The organism is Umezawaea endophytica, assembly GCF_025061645.1.
GTDB lineage: Bacteria > Actinomycetota > Actinomycetes > Mycobacteriales > Pseudonocardiaceae > Umezawaea > Umezawaea endophytica.
The window spans coordinates 547,288-564,405 of record NZ_JANYMP010000001.1; the positions used below are offsets into that span (position 1 = coordinate 547,288).

Here is a 17,118-nt window from a genome sequence, read left to right on the forward strand (position 1 = left end):
TCTCCAGTTCTCCAGTGGATCAGTCGGCGAGTGCTCTGATGACCGCCGGGTCGGCGGTGGTGAAGGCGCTGCCCAACGACACGGCGCTCGCGCCCGCGTCGAGGAAGGCCTTGGCGTTGCCCGCGTCCACCCCGCCGGTCGCCACGAAGCGCACCCCTGGGAACGGGGCGCGCAGCGCGGTGAACCACGCGGGTGTGAGCACGGAGGCCGGGAAGGCCTTCTGCCACACGCATCCGGCCGCGAGGGCGGCGGACACCTCGGTGCCGGTGGCGACACCGGGCAGGTGCGGCACGCCCGCCGCGGCGGCGGCTCCCACCACGGCGGGGTCGAAGCCGGGCGCGACGGTGAACCCGACGCCGAGCGCGTGCACCGCGCGGAGCACGTCGGGGGTGGTCACCGTCCCCGCGCCGATCCGCACGGCGGGCCGGTCGCGCGCCCAGTCGATCGCGGCGGTCAGCGACGGCCGGGATTCCTCGCCGTGCCAGGGGACCTCGACCAGCTCGACGCCGAGCGACGCGGCGTCGGCGCAGAGCCGGACCGTCGTCGCGGGGTCGTGGCCGCGCAGGATCACCATCACCGGGAAGCTCCCGAGGTGGGTCGTGAAGAGGTCAGCCCGCACTGCGGCCCACCCCCGCCGGGCCGGTCCAGCCGAGTTCGCGGGAGATCTCCGACGCCACCGCCCACAGCCGGGGCAGGTGGCGGCGGAGCTTCTCCAGCCGTTCGATGGCGCACAGCGCCGTGATCGACACGCCCGCCCGGATGGCGCCGCCGCCGTCGCGCACCGGCACGGCGACGCAGGCGAGGTAGCTCTCGTACTCGCCGTCGTCGACGGCGTAGCCCTGCTTGCGGACCTTGGCGAGTTCGGCGGCGAACTCGGCGCGACCGGTGATCGTCGAGTCGGTGAAGCGCTCGAACGTCGCCGACGCGAGCACCGCCTCGCACCGGTCGGGCGGGAGCCCGGCGAGGATCGCCTTCGCCACGCCCGCGGTGTGCACCTGGACGGGCGCGCCGATGCGGGACGCCATCCGCACGGCGCCGTGCCCCTCGACCTTGTCGACGTAGACGATGTCGTGCCCGTCGAGCTGCGCGAGGTGGATGGTGTGGCCGATCTCCTGCCCCAGCCGCTCCAGCCGCGGCCGGGCGGCGGTGCGCAGGTCCATCCGGTCGAGGGTTTCCACGGCCAGTCCGATCAGCCCGTAGCCGATGGTCCAGGTGAGGTCGTCGAGCCTGCGCACCAGTCGGTGCCGTTCGAGGGTCTGGAGCAGCCGCAGCACGGTGGAGCGGTGCACGCCGAGCAGGTCGGCGAGGTGGGTGAGCCGCTGCGGGCCGGGCGCGCAGGCGTCGAGGATGGCGGCGGCCCGGTCGACGGACTGGGACATGTCAGCTCCCTGCTGCCGTGGCCCGGTCCGCCTCGCGGACCAGGTCGCCGGGCGGACGGGTGATCGTGCCGTGGTCGGACAGCGAGGTGAGCGCCGCTCCGGCCATCAGGTGCCCGAGGCGCAGCCGGGCCGGGTGCGGCAGGCCGATCAGCATCCCGTGCAGCCAGCCCGCCGCGAACGCGTCGCCCGCCCCGACCGGTTCCACGACGTCCACCGGCGGCGCGGGCTCGGTGAAGCGTCCCTCGGTGGTGAACGCGGTGGCGTCGACCGCCCCGTCCTTGACGACCACGGCCGCCGGTTCGGCGAGCAGCTCGCGCACCTGCTCCGGTGTGGTCGTGCCCCACAGCGCCGCGGCCTCGTCGAGCCCGACGAACACCACGTCGGCCCGCTGCGCCAGGGCGCGCAGGGTCAGGGCGGCGGCACGGGGATCGGGCCACAGCACCGGGCGGTGGTTGACGTCGAAGCTGGTCGACACCCCGTGGGCGGATGAGAGCGCGTACCGGACGGCGTCCCGGCAGGACGCCGACAGCGCGGGCGTCACACCCGACAGGTGCAGGTGCCGGGGGCGGGCGGCGAACGCGCGGTCCACGTCGGCGCGCGACAGGTGCGACGCGGCGGACCCGTCGCGGTAGTAGGTGACCCGCGACCCGTCCGCCGCCGGGTCCTTGAGGAACAACCCGGTGCGGTCCCGGTCGCGGCGCCGGGTCAGCGACACGTCCACGCCGGAGGCCGCCACGTCGGCGAGCACCCGCGAGCCCAGCGCGTCGTCGCCGACCAGGCTGACCCACGCGGCCGTGCTGCCGAGCTGCGCGAGCCCCTGCGCCACGTTCGACTCGGCGCCCGCCGTGGTGAGCACGAAGCTCTCGGCCGAGCGCAGCGGCTTGCCGTCGGCGGGCACGAGCTGGGCCATGCTCTCGCCGAGGCACACGACGTCCGGCCTCATCCCGCCGCCACCGCGACGAACGCCCCGTCGCGCTCCAGCGAGTCGACGGCGGCCAGCACGACCGCGAGGTCGGCGAGTCCTTCCCGGCCCGGCACGACCGCTTCGCCGCCGACGTCGATCGCGCGGAGCCAGTCGTCCACGATGACCCGGTGGCTGTCGTAGTAGTTCTCGGCGCCCCGGTTCCCGCTCCCGTCGGGCGTCCACAGCCGGCAGCCGCCTTCGTCGCCGTCGTAGTCGACCACGACGTCGAGCCGCCCGCCGGTGCCCACCACGGCCGCCTCGACCTGCGCCGCCGGTCCGGGGCTGGACCAGGTCAGCAGGGTCTGCGCGACTCCGCCGTCCGCCAGCCGGAGGGTCAGCGCCACGGCGTCCGGCGTCCTCCCGCTCGCCGACACGGCTTCGACGGCGCCGCCGAGCTGCCGGACCAGGCTCGCCTGGTGCGTGCCCTGGTCGAGCAGGACTCCGCTGGACGGTCCGGTGCCCCGACGCCAGCCGTCGCGCACCCACACGCCGTCGACGCGGTAGGCGCGGGTGGCCAGGATCGCCAGCACGGCACCGACTTCCCCGGCCTCCAGGGCCGCGCGGGCGTCGACCACGGCCCGCAGGTGCGGGTAGTTCTCGGCCACCGCGAGGACGAGCCCGCCGTCCGCCGCGGCCTCCACCATCCACCGCGCCTCCGCCAGGGTGGTGGCGACGGGCTTCTCCACCAGCACGTGGCAGCCGGCTTCCAGCGCCTCCAGCACGACCTCCGCGTGCAGGTGGTGCGGCACGCGGACGTCGACCGCGGTGGCGCCGGTCGCCCCGAGCGCTTCGGCCAGGGTCGCGAACGGCGCGGCCCCGGTCACCGCCGCGACCCGGCCCGCCCGGTCCGGGTCGGGGTCGACGACGGCGACCAGCGCGGGCGCTCCCGGTCCGCTGTAGACGGAACGGGCCACTATCTCGCCCATCGCGCCGCACCCCACCAGGGCGATCCCGGTCACGAGCCGCTCACCGCGAACCGGTCCGCCGGCAGGCCCGCGACGCCCGTCCGGACCGCGAAGACCTTGCCCGCGTGGGGTTCCGCCGCCGACCGCTCCGGCGTGAACCCCTCCCGCGAGGTCGTCACGAACAGCACCGACAGGTCCGGGCCGCCGAAGCAGCAACTGCTGACCTGCGTGGCGGGCACGTCGACCCGTGCCAGCACCTCACCGCTCGGGCTGAACCGCACCACCGCCGACCCGCCCCACAGCGCCACCCACAGGCACCCCTCCGCGTCCACGGCCATGCCGTCCGGCGCGCCGAGCGACGGGGCTATCCCGAACGCCGTCCTCCGGCCGACCAGTCGACCGTCCGGGTCGACCTCGACCAGGTCGACGCGCCGGGTGGGCGTGTCGACGTAGTGGAACGACTCCGGGTCGCGCCAGGCGATCCCGTTGGAGATCGTCACGTCGTCGAGCACGCGCTCCGCCCGGTCGCCGTCCAGCCGGTACAGCGACCCCGCTCCCGGCGTCCGGTCGTGGGCCATGCTGCCCGCCCACATCCGGCCGAGCGGGTCGCAGCACCCGTCGTTCATCCGGGTGCGCCCGCCGTTCGCCCGCTCGGGTTCGGCCAGCGCCCGCACGGAGCCGTCGACGCCGAGCCGGGCGAAGCCGAACTCGCTCGCGACGACCCAGCCGTCGTCCGGGGACGCGCACGGCACGACCGCGCCGACCGCCTGCCCCAGCCCGTGGGTGGCGATGACGTCGAGCCCGTCGGACGACCACCCGGCGCGGCGCACGAGACCCGCGTAGAGGTCCACCCACAGCAGTTCCTGGCGCACGTCGTCCCACAGCGGGCCCTCGGCGTGCTCGGCGCGGTCGTCGAGGACGGCTTCGGCCTGGTAGGTCGGCATCTCGTTCCTCCCCTGGGTGCTAGCCGCGCAGGCGCAGCGACGTGTACGAGTTGGCCGGGAACGTGTAGGTCAGCGTGGTGCCGCCGGTGAGCCGGGCGGTGGAGTCGTGCGGCACGACGTTGTCCGGGTTGCCCGCGGTGTTCACGCCGTTCGGCCGACCGTCCAAAGTGGTCACCGCGGCGGTGTCGGCGCGGAACCCGTCGAGGCGGACGGTGTAGGTCAGCGGCACGCCGGTGGCGTTGACCACGTCGATCGACAACTGCCTGCCGTCGGCGCTGGCCAAGGCTGTCGCGTTGACCAGCGCGTCACCGCCCGTGAGGTCCGCGCGGACCACGTCGGGCAGCCACGAGTCCGCCTTCATCCGGTGCACGTGGTACGGCGGCTGGCCCCAGACCTGGTTCTGGTTCAGGAAGAGCAGCCCCTGGTTCCAGCCGTTGTCGTTCTGCCCGTCCACCTGGAGCGCGTTGGCCGACGACACCACGTCCACCTTCGGTCTGCGCTGCAACGCGTTGATCGTGTACGCGTTCGCCAGCGCTCGGGCCAGGTCGTGCCGGTCGGCGTTCAGCTCGAACACCACCACGTGGTAGTCCGCGCCGGGGCTGATCCGGCCGAGCTGGTCGACGTAGCTGTCCAGGGCGCGGATCTGCGACTCGACGCCGTCGGTCTGCTGCGTCCACAGGTGGATGTCGAAGTCGACCACCGCGCCGTAGGCCTTCGACAGGTCCAGGATCTTCCGGTGCGCGGCCAGGGTGTTCACCTTGCCGCCGCCGGTGAAGTCGTACGGGTCGACGATCACGTCGCTGTAGGAGAAGTCGCCGACCACGAGCCGGATCGTCGGGTCGTAGGTCCAGACGACGTCCGCGAGCGCCTTGAACTTCCGCCAGTACTCCTCGTCGACGGCGTTCTCGTTGCCGAGCTGGATCCGGCGCACCGCGTAGGGCGCGGGGTGGCCGTCGGCGACGCGGCGCGCGCCCCACGTCGACCCCGCGGGCCCGTAGAGGTACTGGAGCAGGTCGGCCACGTCCTGCGGGGTCTCGTCGATGTTCAGCGACGGCACGGCCTCGATCCCCATCGCCTCGCCGAGCTGGAGGAACTCGAAGATCCCCCAGCCGTTGGACTCGTACGGGTACCAGAAGCCCTTGGTGACGGGCCGGTGCACGGGGTCGCCGATCATCGACTTCCAGCGGTACTCGGACACGTCGCCGCAGCCGCTGTTGGCGCAGCCGCCGAACCGGATGGCCCTCAACCCCTGCCGCACCATGGCGTCGACGACGTCCTTGCGCGCGTGCTGGCCCTGGAACCGGCCCCACGCACCGGGTTCGAGGAACACGTGGCCGATGTCCGCCGTGCCCGGCCGGGTCAGTTCGACGACGAGCCTGCCGTGCGCGTCGGCCGCGTTCGGGGTCAGCGTGAACGTGGAGGTGCGCCAGCCCGCGCCGGACGCGCGCACCTCGGTGCGGGCGTAGGTCTCGCTGCCGTCCGCGTTCTCCAGCGCCACGGCGACGGTCTGGTCGGTGCGCAGCACGATCGTTCCCTCGTAGGGCTTCCCGGCCACGAGACCGAGGCCCTGGCGGTTGAGCCCCCGGTTCTCCACGCCGACGCCGCCGCGCCCGGAGGCGAACCGGATCCGCTGGGACTGCTTCCCCTTGAACGGGGCCGAGGTGTCGAGGGAGTACTCACCCCGTGCGCCGCCCCTCGACGTCGCCCGCCACATCCCGCTCACGCCGGGGTCGTAGGCCGGTTCGGCGAACGCCTCGCCGAACACCATCTGGCTGTAGAGACCGCCGTAGATCTCGTGGTTGACGTCCTCCAGGCCCGCCGCGACGTGCGTGCGCGGCACCTGGCTGACGACCTGGTCCGCGTGCACGGTCAGCTCGCGGACCAAAGCGGTCGGCACGAGCTTCCACGTCTGCCCGGTCCGGCCGTTCGCCCGGCTCCAGAGCTGGGTCTCGGTCCCGGCCGCGGTCCGACCGTCCTTGGTGGACATCAGCCGCTCACCGGTCCCCCGGTTCGCGATGGTGGCGGTGCCGCCGCCCGCGTCGTCGATCCGCCACTGCTGGTCCGGGTAGCCGCCCAGGTAGTCCCACAGGTGCACAACGGCGCCGTCGCCGGAACCGCCGTTCACCGTGGACAGGGACTTGCCGTTGCCGTCGTTGACGATCCGGCGGAAGCCGTCGCCCAGGTCGACGATCCGCCACAACTGGCGGCGGTCACCCGCGTACGGGTCGATCGTCATCACCGGGTCGCCGCCGGACCCGGTGGCGCCGAGGACGTGACCGCTGGTGGCCTCGACGAGCGTGTAGGTGGTCTCCGGAGCGGCCGTCGCGACCGCCGCTCCGCTCACGACCAGCGCGGCCACGAGCGCCGCGATCAGGTGACGTGGCATGGACTTCCTCCCCCGGTTCACCGCCGGTCCCGTTCGGCCCCGCGGCCGCGCAGCCGGTCGGTCACCACGGCGACGGCGAGCACCGCGCCGAGCACGATCTGCTGGTAGTAGGGCGATACGTGCAGGATCACCAGGCCGTTGTTGATGAGGACGAGCAGGATCGCGCCGAACGCGACGCCGAGCACCCGGCCGACGCCACCCGCGAGGCCGACCCCGCCGATGACCGCCGCCGCGATGGCGTTCAACTCCCAGCCGGTGGCGATGCTGGGCTGGCCGACGGTCAGCCGGGCCGTCACCAGCACGCCGACGGCGGCGGCGCACGTGCTGCTCACGACGTAGGCGAGGACCACCCGGCGCCGGGTGCGGATGCCCGCCAGGCGCGCGGCCTCGGCGTTGCCGCCGACCGCGTAGAGCTGGCGGCCCTGGTAGGTGCGTTCGAGGAACAGCCAGGCCAGGACGCACGCGCCGAGGAACAGCAGGGTCGGCACGGGGACGCTCGCGATCCGGTACTGGGCAATGCTGGTGAACACCTCGCCGACGCCGTCGATGGGGAAGCCCTCGGTCAGCGCGAGAGCCGCACCGCGGGCCGCCACGAGCGTGACGAGCGTCGTCACGAACGGCGGGACGCCGAGCACCGTCACGGACAGGCCGTGCACGACGCCGATGGCCGCCCCGGTGACCAGGGCCAGCGCGATGGCGACCACGTCGGGGAGTCCGGCGTGGACGTTCAGCCACGCCGACCACACGCCGGACAGCGCCACCACCGACCCGACGGACAGGTCGATGCCGCCGGTGATGATGACGAAGCTGACGCCGAGCGCGAGCAGCCCGTACTGGGCCAGGTCGACGCCCATCGTCTGGAGGTTCGACACGCCCGCGAAGTTGCCGTTGGCCAGCGCGAACACCGCGAAGACCACCACGACGGCGCCGACGACGCCGATCTCCTTGCCGCGCAGGAAGGTACCGCCGAGCGCGACCCGCGGTGGCGGTGGTTCGGTCAGGGACGTGGTCACGGTGCCGCTCCTTCCGAGTTCGCCGCCGTCATCAGCGCGTGCTTGCTGTAGCCGGAGCGCGGGATCGTGGTGACGAGCCGTCCGCGCGCCAGCACGGCGGTGCGGTGGGCCAGCCGCATCAGCTCCTCCAGTTCGGAGGAGGCGATGACAACGGCCGTGCCGCGCGCGGCGAACGACTCGACGAGGTGGTAGATCTCGGCCTTGGCGCCGACGTCCACGCCGCGGGTGGGTTCGTCGAGCAGCAGCAGCCGGGGTTCGGTGGCGAACCAGCGGCCGAAGACCGCCCGCTGCTGGTTGCCGCCGGACAGCGTGCCGATGGGCTGTTCCTGGGTGGCGCAGCGGACCTTGACCGACTTCCGCACGTCCTCGGTGAACGTCCGCTCCGCGCGCGGGTCGAGCCAGGAGCGGCGGGCGAGTCGGGGCAGGGCGGCGAGGGAGATGTTCCAGCGGACCGGCGCGACCGGCAGCAGCGACTGCCGCTTGCGGTCCTCCGGCACCAGTCCGACGCCCGCACGCACCGCGTCCGCCGGGTGCCTCGGCGCGTAGGGCTGCCCGGCGAGGGTCATCGTGCCGCCGGTGGTGCGCGCCGCGCCCATCAGCGCGTGGACGAGGCGGCTGCGCCCGGACCCCATGAGCCCGGCGACGCCGAGGATCTCGCCGCGGCCGACGTCCAGGTCGAGCGGGCCGATCCCGGCCGCCTCCAGCCCGCGCACGGTGAGCACGGACCCGGCGCCCGGCCGCGGGGGATCGCCCTCCACCAGGACCTCGGCCTCGTCGCCCGCCATCGCGCGGATCATCGCCCCGGTCGTCGCCTCCTCGGGCGACAGGTCGGCCACGAGCCTGCCGTTGCGCATCACGAGCACCCGGTCGGCGATCTCGCGGACCTCGTCGAGCCGGTGCCCGATGAAGATCACCGCCCGGCCCTGCGCGGCGAGGTCCCTGGCGACGCGCAGCACCCGCCGCGACTCGACGGGCCCGAGCGCGGACGTGGGTTCGTCCAGCACCAGCACCCGCGGGTCGCGGCCGAGCGCCTTGGCGATCTCCACGAGCTGCTGCTGCGCGACCGACAGCCGCGAGACGGGCTGGTCGAGCAGGACGTCCGCGCCGATCAGGCCGAGCACCTCCGCGGCGGCGCGCTCGGTCGCGCGGCGGTCGAACACCACTCGGCCGGAGCCCGCCCGGCGGCCGAGCATCAGGTTCTCGGCCGTCGACATCTCCCCGACCAGCGGGAACTCCTGCGACACGGTCGCGACGCCGAGTTCCTGCGCGTGCGCCGGGTCGCCGTTGCGCAGCTCCCGGCCCGCGAGGTCCACCCGACCGGCGTCGGCCGCGGTGGCGCCCGTCAGCACGCGGACCAGGGTCGACTTGCCCGCCCCGTTCTCGCCGAGCAGCGCGACCACCTGCCCGGCGGCCAGTGACAGCCGGTCGACGCGCAGCACCTCGACGGTGCCGTAGGTCTTGCGCAGCCCGGTGGCCTCGACCAGCGCCGTCACGAGGTCACGCCCAGCTTCACCAGGTCGTCGAGGTAGGTGGTCAGGTTCTTCGCGGTGACCAGGCCGATGCCGGAGCTGAGCGTCGTGGCGCCGTCCTGGTCCTCCAGGTAGGGCTTGAGCAGCGCCGCCGTGGCGTCCTCGCCGAGCACCTTCAGGGCGGTGAGCAGGTACACGCCCAGGTATCCCTGCTGGTACGGGCGTTGCAGGACCATCGCCTGGATCGTGCCGTCGCGGACGAACTCCACGGTCTTGGGCTCGGCGTCGTCCGCGACGACCTTCACCTTCCCGGCCTTGCCCGCGGCCTTCACGGCCTGGCCCGCCGCGGGGCCGTCGTAGGACCACACGGTGTACATCCCGGTGAGGTCGGGATTCGCCTGGAGCGCGGTCTGCGCATTCGACAGCGCTTTCGACGGGTCGGCGTCGTCGTTGAGCGTGTCGACGATTTCGATTCCACTCCCCTCCAGCGCCTTGGTGAATCCGGCGATGCGCTGGATCGCATTCGCGGCGGTGAGGGAACCGGTCAGAATGGCGACCTTCCCCGATCCGCCGAGCAATTTCTTCATCGCTTCCCCTGCCTGCCGCCCAGCCTCGGTGTTCGGCGTGCCGAGGTACACCGTCGGCTTCGGCGTGCCGGACAGCGGCGAGTCGATCGCGACGACGCCGATGCCCTCGCCCTGCGCCGCTCCGACCGGTCCGCGCACGGCGGCCGGGTCGACCGCGGAGATCGTGTACCCGTCGACCTTGTCGGCCCGCAGGGTGTCCAGGATGGACAACTGGGTGTTGAGGTCGCCACCGGCCGGAGCCTGGAAGTTGGCCTGGACGCCCAACTTCCGCGCCGCGTTCTCCATCCCGGCGCGTCCCTCGGACCAGTACGCCGACGGGCTGTTGATCACCATGGCGACCCGCACGCCGCTGACGTCCTTGCCCTTCAGCGCGGTCTCGATCGCCCCGGCCAGCTCGCCGAGCTTCGCGTCGTTGAACGCGGTCGAGCCCTCCAGGTCGACCGGCGCGGCCCCGGTCCCGCCCGCCGCGTCGTCGGCGGCGGAGGTGCACCCCGCGAGGAGCAGGAACGACGCGGCGGTGATGGCCGTGGCGGTTGTGCGGACGCGACTCCAGATCATGTCGAACTCCTTTGTTGCACCATGCGCACACCCTTGTGCGAATTGAGCACGCTGGGGCGAACAGTGCGCGGGGCCCCGGTGGCAGTCAAGATTTTCGGGGTTATTCACCGCCCTTGTTGCGCCCTGTGCACATCACCATTCCGCGAAAGACCCATCAGGGTGGTTCCAGGTCGGTGTGCGCCACTGCCCGCCGCGCTCGTGGGCCTCCCGGACGGACGCCTCGTCGATCTCCACCCCCAGCCCCGGTCCCGTCGGGCGGTCCACGTACCCGTCGGTGAACGTGAAGACCTCCGGGTTCGCCACGTGGTCGAGCAGCTCGGCGGTGCGGTTGTAGTGGATGCCCAGCGACTGCTCCTGGATGAGGAAGTTGGGCGTCGCGAAGTCGACCTGGAGGCACGCGGCGAGCGCGAGCGGCCCGAGTGGGCAGTGCGGCGCGAGGACGGCATCGAACGTCTCGGCGAGCGCGGCGATGCGCCGGACCTCGGAGATCCCGCCCGCGTGGGCCAGGTCGGGCTGGACCACCCGCACCCCGGCCTGGAGGACGGGCAGGAAGTCCGTGCGGGAGAACAGCCGCTCGCCGGTGGCGATCGGGGTCGCGGTGGACTCCACGATCCGGCGCAGGTTGGTGTGGTTGTTGCCGGGCAGAACGGGTTCCTCGACGAACAGCGGTGCCAGCGGCTCCAGCGCCTCGATCAGCCGGGGCGCCGCGGCGGCGCCGACCCGGCCGTGGAAGTCGACGGCGAAGTCGCGCCCGTCGCCGAGTGCCACGCGGACCTGCTTCGCCCGCTCCACGACGGCCGTCACGTCGGCCGCGGTCGGGATGGGCGGGAACTGCGCGGTGGCGTTCATCTTCACCGCCGTCATCCCCGCTTCGCGCTGCGCGTCGGCCGCGGCGGCGACGTCGTGCGGGGAGTCGCCGCCGATCCAGCCGTACACCCGGACCCGGTCGCGCACGTGGCCGCCGAGCAGCTCGTGCACCGGCACGCCGTGCAGCCGCCCGACGATGTCCCACAACGCCTGGTCCAGGGCCGCGACCGCAGAGGACAGGACTCCTCCGCCGCGGTAGAAGCCGCTCTTGGTGAGGCGCTGCCAGTTGTCCTCGATCCGGCGCGGGTCGGCGCCCACGAGCTGTTCGGCCAGCGCCGCCACCGCGGCCCCGGTGACGTCGGCGTACCCCTCCAGCCCGCCCTCGCCCCACCCGCACACCCCGGCGTCGGTCGACACCTTCACGAACATCCACCGGGGAGCCACCTGGAACGACTCGACCTTCGTGATGCGCATACCAGCCCCTTCGCTAGAGTATGATTAATCATACTTAAACTGGAGGCGATGTGAACCCTCTCGGCTCGGGCCTGCACGCGCGGGTCGTCGACGCCCTCGGCAGCCGCATAGCCGACGGCGGCATCCCGCCCGGCTCGGTGCTGTCGACCGAGGCCGTCGAGCGGGACCACGGCGTGTCCCGGTCGGTGGTCCGCGAGGTCGTCCGCACGCTCACCGGGCTGGGCATGGTGGAGGCCAGGCAGCGCGTGGGCACGACCGTGCTCCCGGTGTCGTCGTGGGACCTGCTGGACCCGCGGGTGATCGCGTGGCGCGACAACGGCCCCGACGCCCTGCGCCAGCTCGACGAGCTGATCACGCTGAGGGAGGCGCTGGAGCCGGTGGCGGCCCAGCGCGCGGCGGCGAACGACGACGGCTCGACCGCGACGGCGCTGCGCGAGCACCTGGCGCTGATGGAGACCGCGTTCCGGGCGACCGACCCGCGCGGGTTCGCCGCCGCCGACACCGCGTTCCACGAGGCGCTGCTGCGCGGCGCGCGCAACGACGTGCTGAGCCAGCTCGTGCAGACCGTGCTCGCCACGCTGCACGCCCGGTACTCGGGCCACCGGCTGTTCAGCGACGACACCGCGGACTCCCTGCTGCGGCACCGCGACCTGGTCGACGCCGTCGAGAGCGGCGACCCGGCGCGGGCGGAAGCCGTGTCGCGGGCGCTCGTGCGGGCGGCACGGGTCGAGGTACTGGGCGAAGGGGAGCACTGACATGACGCCGTTCGACCTGACCGGCAAGCTCGCGCTGGTCACCGGCTCGCGGCGCGGCATCGGCCTCGCCATCGCCCGCGCCTACCTGGCCGCGGGCGCCCGCGTCGTCCTGAACAGCCCGGACGCCGGACGGCTGGCGCCCGTCGCCGCCGAACTGCGCGCGCTCGCGCCTCCGGAGACCGTGCTGACCAGCGCGTTCGACGTGACCGACGAGTCGGCCGTCGAGGAGGCGGTGGCCGCGCTGACCGCCGAGCACGGCTGCCCGGACATCCTGGTCAACAACGCGGGCATCCAGCTCCGCGGCCCGCTGACCGACCTCCCCCTCGCCGACTGGAAGCGCGTGGTGGACGTCGACCTGACCAGCGCGTTCATCGTGGGCCGCACGGTGGCGCGCGGCATGGTCGCCAGGGGCAGCGGCAAGATCATCAACATCTGCTCGGTGCAGAACCACCTGGTGCGGCCCACCACGGCGCCGTACGCGGCGGCCAAGAGCGGCCTTGGCGGGCTCACCCGCTCCATGTGCGCGGAGTGGGCGCGCGGCGGCCTCCAGGTCAACGGCCTCGCGCCGGGCTACCTCGACACCGACCTCAACGCGAGCCTCGTCGACGACCCCGAGTTCACGGCGTGGATCACCTCCCGCACCCCCGCCGGGCGCTGGGGCCGCGTCGAGGACGTCACCGGACCCGCCGTGTGGCTGGCCTCCGCCGCGTCGGACTTCGTGAACGGCCAGGTCGTGTACGTCGACGGCGGCCTGACGGCGGTGATCTGAGTGACGGCGACCCCGGTGGGCCGCGCCCTGACCGTGCTCGGTCCCGGACGGCTGGACCTCCGCGAGTGGCCGGAGGTCGAGCCGGGCCCCGGCGACGCCGTCGTCGACGTGGCGTACGGCGGGATCTGCGGCTCGGACGTCCACTACTGGCAGCGCGGCGAGGTCGGCGAGTCGGTGCTGCGCGACCCGATGGTGCTCGGCCACGAGGTGGTCGGCACGGTGCGCCGCGCCGCCGACGACGGCTCCGGGCCACCGGAGGGCACCCCCGTGGCGGTCCACCCGGCGCAGACGTGCGGGACCTGCCCGCACTGCCTCGGCGGCCTGTCCAACCTGTGCCCGGAGCTGCGCTACCTGGGCAGCGCGGCCCGCCGCCCGCACACCCAGGGCGGGTTCGCCGACCGGCTGGTCGTCCCCGGTGCTCGCCTCGTGCCGGTGCCGGACGGGCTCGACCTGCGCACCGCCGCGCTGGCCGAACCCGCGTCCGTGGCCCGGCACGCGCTGGCCCGTCTCGACGCCCTCGCGGGCCGCAGCGTGCTGGTCACGGGCGCGGGCCCGATCGGGCTGCTGACCGTGGCGCTGGCGCGGATCGGCGGAGCCGCCGAGATCGTCGTCACGGACCTGTTCGCGCGACCGCTGGAGGTCGCCCGGCAGGTCGGTGCCACCCTCACCGTCCCCGCCGGGGAGGACCTGCCGCAGGTCGACGTCGCCCTCGAGTCAGCGGGCTCCCCCGCCGCGCTGGCCGCCGCGCTGCGGGCGCTGCGGCCCGGCGGCACCCTCGTGCAGACCGGTCAGCTCCCCGCGACGGGCACCACGGCGCCGTTCCACCTCGCCGTGACGCGCGAACTCACCCTCACCGGCTCCAGCCGGTTCGCGGGCGGCCTGGCCGACACCCTCGCGACCATCGCCGCCCACCGGGCGCTCTTCGCCCCGGTCGTCTCGGCCGAGCACTCCCCCGACGACGCGGAGGCGGCCCTCGCCGTCGCGGCCGACCCGGCCACGACGAGCAAGGTCCTGCTGCGCTTCGGCTGACGCCAGACGCCCGGTCAGGTCTTGGGCGGCGTGCCGGAGAGGAAGTCGTCCAGCACGACCGGGGTGAGGCCGTCCTGCCGCGCGCGGGTGAGGAACGCCAGGTAGTCCTCGGCGAAGGTGGTGCGGAAGTGCATCAGCACGATGTCTCCCGCGTTCAGCTTGTCGCCCGCCTGGAACTGCACGACGCCGTCGTTGACGGACGCGGTCCACAGGACGATCGCGCTCATGCCGCAGTCGGCGGCGGCCCTGCGGGTGGTGAGGTCGTGGTTGCCGAACGGCGGCCGGAACAGGGTCGGGCGGGTGCCGAAGACCCCGGCGAGGAAGTCCGCGTTGCCGCAGATCTCCTGCTTCTGGGTCGCGTACGGCTTCCCGGAGAGGTTGGGGTGGGTCCCGGAGTGCGCCTGCACCGACACCTTCGCCTGCCCCTGGAACGGGGTGAAGTAGTCGCCGTGGCCGTCGACGTACTTGGTGTTGAGGAACAACGTCGGCCGCACTCCGGACAGGCGGACGAGGTCCAGCGCCTGCGGGTGGCGCACCGCGCCGTCGTCGATGGTGATGAACACGTACGGCTTGTCCGTCTCGATCCGCCGGACCACCGGGGCGAGCCCGTCGGTGGTCGGCGGCACCTGCGCCTGGGGCGTGCCGAACGGGTAGGGCTGGGTGAACACCGGCACCGTCACACCACCGGGGCCGGGCACGGCCGTCGGCGGGGTCGTGGTGGTGGTCGTCGTGGTCGTCCGCTCGACCGGCTGCGCCTCCGGGGTGACGGGCCGCTGGGCGCAGGCCACGAGCACCACGGACAGCACCGCCCCGAACAAGGGCATGAACTTGCGCACTGGGAAACCTTCTGCCGATCGTCCCCGGAGGGCTTCTACTGCGGTGGAACACGCACGGGACGTCCCGGCGGTTGCTCGTTGAGGTGTTCATCGCAATCCGGGCAATCGCCTGCCGGATCCGCGGACCGCTGCTAGGCCGTCGTGGCGATTGACACCGACACCCCCGAGCAGCACTCTGGGAGCGCTCCCAGTCGCCGACCTGTCACCGAGGACATCCGACGATGCGCACACGCCTGACGGTCCTGCCCGCCCTGGTGCTCCTCGCCGCACAGCTCGCCGTACCCCGAGCGGGAGCGGAGGCCGACCCCGGTGTGACCGTCGCGGTCAACGCCCGAGCCGGGCTGGAAACCGTCAGCGACACCGCCGTCGGCGCCAACCACGCCATCTGGGACACCACCCTCGGCACCCCCGAGGTCGCCGACCTGATGAAGGGCGCGGGCGTCCAGGCCCTGCGCTACCCCGGCGGCTCGTACTCCGACATCTACCACTGGCGCGACCACACCGCGCCCGGCGGCTACGTCGCCCCCAACACCGACTTCGACCACTTCATGGCGGGTGTCCGGCGCGCGGGGGCGAAGCCGATCGTCACCGCCAACTACGGCACCGGCACGCCGCAGGAGGCCGCCGACTGGGTGCGCTACGCCAACGTCGAGAAGCGGTATGGCGTGCGGTACTGGGAGATCGGCAACGAGCTGTACGGCAACGGCCACTACGGATCCGCGTGGGAGGCCGACGACCACCCGGAGAAGACCCCGGCGGAGTACGCGACCATCGTCAAGCAGTACGCCGAGGCGATGAAGGCCGTCGACCCGACGATCAAGGTCGGCGCCGTGCTGACCACTCCGGGCGACTGGCCGGACGGCATCGTGGCGGCGGGAGACGCGGGCACGTGGAACGAGGTCGTGCTGTCGATCGCGGGGCCGGTGGTCGACTTCGGGATCGTGCACTGGTACCCGACGGGGTCGACCGGCCCCGAATCGCTGTCCAAGACGAACCGGATCGCCGACTTCGTGCGGATGACCCGCGAGCAGGCCACCCGGTACGCGCACAAGGACCTGCCCATCGCGCTGACCGAGGTCAACACCTCGTACGGGATGAACACCCAGCCGGGTGCCCTGTTCGCGGCCGACGCCTTCGCGACCCTGCTGGAGAACGGGGTGTTCACCGTCGACTGGTGGAACGTCCACAACGGACCGACGAGCTTCTCCACGATCGCGGGGCAGCCCGACTACGCCGACTTCGGCCTGCTCTCCAGCGCCGGGTGCCTGGCCGACGGCACGATCTGCCAACCGGCCCTCAACACGCCGTTCGCGCCGTACCACGCGCTGGCGATGACGTCGCGGTTCGCCGGACCGGGTGACCAGCTCGTCCAGGCCGCCGCGTCCGACCCGCTGGTCAAGGTGCACGCCAGCCGCAAGCGCGACGGCGGGCTGGCGGTCCTGCTGGTCAACCAGGACCCGGACGCCGCCAAGCCGGTCACCCTGGACTACACCGGCTACACGCCCGCCGCGAGCGCGCGGGTCCTGAGCTACACCAACGGCGCCACGGGCATCACGACCACGACCGGCGGCAGCGCGACCGTGACGCTGCCGCCGTACTCGCTGACCACGCTCACCTTGCGCCCCAAGGCTTCCACCGCCGCGCCGAGCACGCCCGCGCGGCCCACCGCCGCGGCGGTCACCGACCGCGAGGCCACCCTCACCTGGACGCCGACCTCACCAGGGGTGAAGTACGAGGTGCACCGCCAGGTCGGCACGACCACCGAGCAGTGGGGCGAGACCACCGGGACGTCGTTCACCGTCCACAACCTCACCCCCGGCACGCGGTACACGGTCAACCTCATCGCCCGCGACAACGCGGGCCGCGTCTCCTGGTCCTCCCCGCCTGCCACCTTCACCACCACCACCCCGCCCACGTCGACCTGCGCGGTCACGTTCACCGACACCAACGACTGGGGCAACGGCTACGTGGGCGCCGTCGACATCACCAACACCGGCACCACCTCACTGGACACCTGGACCCTGGCCTTCACCTGGCCCACCACGTGGCAGCAGGTGACCAGCGGCTGGAACGCCACCTGGACCCAGACCGGCACCGCGGTCCAGGTCGCAGGCACCGCCCCCCTGGCTCCCGGCGCGACCGCGAACACCGGTTTCGTCGGCGCCTACCAGGGCCCCAACGCCCCGCCGACCACGTTCACCCTCAACGGCACCCTCTGCACCACGCGGTGACCGGGGCCGGGG

15 protein-coding genes are annotated in these 17,118 nt (G+C 73.3%); 4 read left to right on the plus strand and 11 right to left on the minus strand.

The window, feature by feature from the left end; genetic code table 11:
• Positions 1 to 19: 19 nt before the first annotated feature.
• The 10 genes from NZH93_RS02085 to dgoD form a co-directional block, all read right to left on the minus strand.
• Positions 20 to 619, minus strand: coding sequence for a bifunctional 4-hydroxy-2-oxoglutarate aldolase/2-dehydro-3-deoxy-phosphogluconate aldolase (locus NZH93_RS02085; RefSeq protein WP_259621138.1), 600 nt, complete (start codon positions 617 to 619; stop codon positions 20 to 22).
• A complete protein-coding gene (locus tag NZH93_RS02090) occupies positions 609 to 1,379 on the minus strand; it encodes an IclR family transcriptional regulator (RefSeq protein WP_259621139.1) in 771 nt (256 codons plus the stop codon). Before NZH93_RS02090 ends, NZH93_RS02085 begins: the two co-directional genes overlap by 11 nt.
• 1 nt (position 1,380) lies before the next feature.
• Positions 1,381 to 2,322, minus strand: a complete 942-nt coding sequence (locus tag NZH93_RS02095; RefSeq protein WP_259621140.1) for a sugar kinase — start codon at positions 2,320 to 2,322, stop codon at positions 1,381 to 1,383.
• On the minus strand, positions 2,319 to 3,302 hold the full coding sequence (locus tag NZH93_RS02100; protein ID WP_259621141.1) for a Gfo/Idh/MocA family protein: 984 nt from the start codon (positions 3,300 to 3,302) through the stop codon (positions 2,319 to 2,321). Before NZH93_RS02100 ends, NZH93_RS02095 begins: the two co-directional genes overlap by 4 nt.
• A complete protein-coding gene (locus NZH93_RS02105; RefSeq protein ID WP_259621142.1) occupies positions 3,299 to 4,192 on the minus strand; it encodes an SMP-30/gluconolactonase/LRE family protein in 894 nt (297 codons plus the stop codon). The genes NZH93_RS02100 and NZH93_RS02105 overlap by 4 nt, the downstream gene beginning before the upstream one ends.
• Positions 4,193 to 4,211: 19 nt before the next feature.
• Positions 4,212 to 6,578: an alpha-L-arabinofuranosidase family protein gene (locus NZH93_RS02110; RefSeq protein WP_259621143.1), complete on the minus strand. Its 2,367-nt coding sequence runs from the start codon at positions 6,576 to 6,578 to the stop codon at positions 4,212 to 4,214.
• Between the two features lie 17 nt (positions 6,579 to 6,595).
• Entirely contained in the window at positions 6,596 to 7,591 is a 996-nt protein-coding gene (locus NZH93_RS02115) for an ABC transporter permease (protein ID WP_259621144.1), read from the minus strand.
• Positions 7,588 to 9,084: a sugar ABC transporter ATP-binding protein gene (locus NZH93_RS02120; protein ID WP_259621145.1), complete on the minus strand. Its 1,497-nt coding sequence runs from the start codon at positions 9,082 to 9,084 to the stop codon at positions 7,588 to 7,590. The genes NZH93_RS02115 and NZH93_RS02120 overlap by 4 nt, the downstream gene beginning before the upstream one ends.
• Positions 9,081 to 10,205, minus strand: coding sequence for a substrate-binding domain-containing protein (locus NZH93_RS02125; RefSeq protein WP_259621146.1), 1,125 nt, complete (start codon positions 10,203 to 10,205; stop codon positions 9,081 to 9,083). Before NZH93_RS02125 ends, NZH93_RS02120 begins: the two co-directional genes overlap by 4 nt.
• A 132-nt stretch (positions 10,206 to 10,337) precedes the next feature.
• Positions 10,338 to 11,486: a galactonate dehydratase gene (gene dgoD, locus NZH93_RS02130; protein WP_259621147.1), complete on the minus strand. Its 1,149-nt coding sequence runs from the start codon at positions 11,484 to 11,486 to the stop codon at positions 10,338 to 10,340.
• A gap of 50 nt (positions 11,487 to 11,536) precedes the next feature.
• Here dgoD and NZH93_RS02135 point away from each other — a divergent pair, with 50 nt between their 5' ends.
• The 3 genes from NZH93_RS02135 to NZH93_RS02145 are packed head-to-tail and all read left to right on the plus strand — an operon-like array spanning position 11,537 to position 14,039.
• Entirely contained in the window at positions 11,537 to 12,241 is a 705-nt protein-coding gene (locus NZH93_RS02135; protein WP_259621148.1) for a FadR/GntR family transcriptional regulator, read from the plus strand.
• Position 12,242: 1 nt separating this feature from the next.
• A complete protein-coding gene (locus NZH93_RS02140) occupies positions 12,243 to 13,010 on the plus strand; it encodes an SDR family oxidoreductase (protein ID WP_259621149.1) in 768 nt (255 codons plus the stop codon).
• A complete protein-coding gene (locus NZH93_RS02145) occupies positions 13,011 to 14,039 on the plus strand; it encodes an alcohol dehydrogenase catalytic domain-containing protein (protein ID WP_259621150.1) in 1,029 nt (342 codons plus the stop codon).
• Positions 14,040 to 14,053: 14 nt separating this feature from the next.
• On the opposite strand, the gene NZH93_RS02150 is transcribed toward NZH93_RS02145, so the two are convergent.
• Complete coding sequence (locus tag NZH93_RS02150) at positions 14,054 to 14,875, minus strand: polysaccharide deacetylase family protein (RefSeq protein ID WP_259621151.1); 822 nt, start codon at positions 14,873 to 14,875, stop codon at positions 14,054 to 14,056.
• A gap of 221 nt (positions 14,876 to 15,096) precedes the next feature.
• Here NZH93_RS02150 and NZH93_RS02155 point away from each other — a divergent pair, with 221 nt between their 5' ends.
• The gene (locus NZH93_RS02155; protein WP_259621152.1) at positions 15,097 to 17,106 is read left to right on the plus strand and encodes a cellulose binding domain-containing protein; all 2,010 of its coding nucleotides are present in this window, start codon (positions 15,097 to 15,099) and stop codon (positions 17,104 to 17,106) included.
• Positions 17,107 to 17,118 lie beyond the last annotated feature (12 nt).

Coding starts and splice junctions, on each gene's coding strand:
- NZH93_RS02090 (WP_259621139.1), bottom strand. CDS start 1,379: ATGTCCCAGTCCGTCGACCGGGCCGCCGCCATCCTCGACGCCTGCGCG.
- NZH93_RS02095 (WP_259621140.1), bottom strand. CDS start 2,322: ATGAGGCCGGACGTCGTGTGCCTCGGCGAGAGCATGGCCCAGCTCGTG.
- NZH93_RS02105 (WP_259621142.1), bottom strand. CDS start 4,192: ATGCCGACCTACCAGGCCGAAGCCGTCCTCGACGACCGCGCCGAGCAC.
- NZH93_RS02110 (WP_259621143.1), bottom strand. CDS start 6,578: ATGCCACGTCACCTGATCGCGGCGCTCGTGGCCGCGCTGGTCGTGAGC.
- NZH93_RS02125 (WP_259621146.1), bottom strand. CDS start 10,205: ATGATCTGGAGTCGCGTCCGCACAACCGCCACGGCCATCACCGCCGCG.
- dgoD (WP_259621147.1), bottom strand. CDS start 11,486: ATGCGCATCACGAAGGTCGAGTCGTTCCAGGTGGCTCCCCGGTGGATG.
- NZH93_RS02140 (WP_259621149.1), top strand. CDS start 12,243: ATGACGCCGTTCGACCTGACCGGCAAGCTCGCGCTGGTCACCGGCTCG.
- NZH93_RS02155 (WP_259621152.1), top strand. CDS start 15,097: ATGCGCACACGCCTGACGGTCCTGCCCGCCCTGGTGCTCCTCGCCGCA.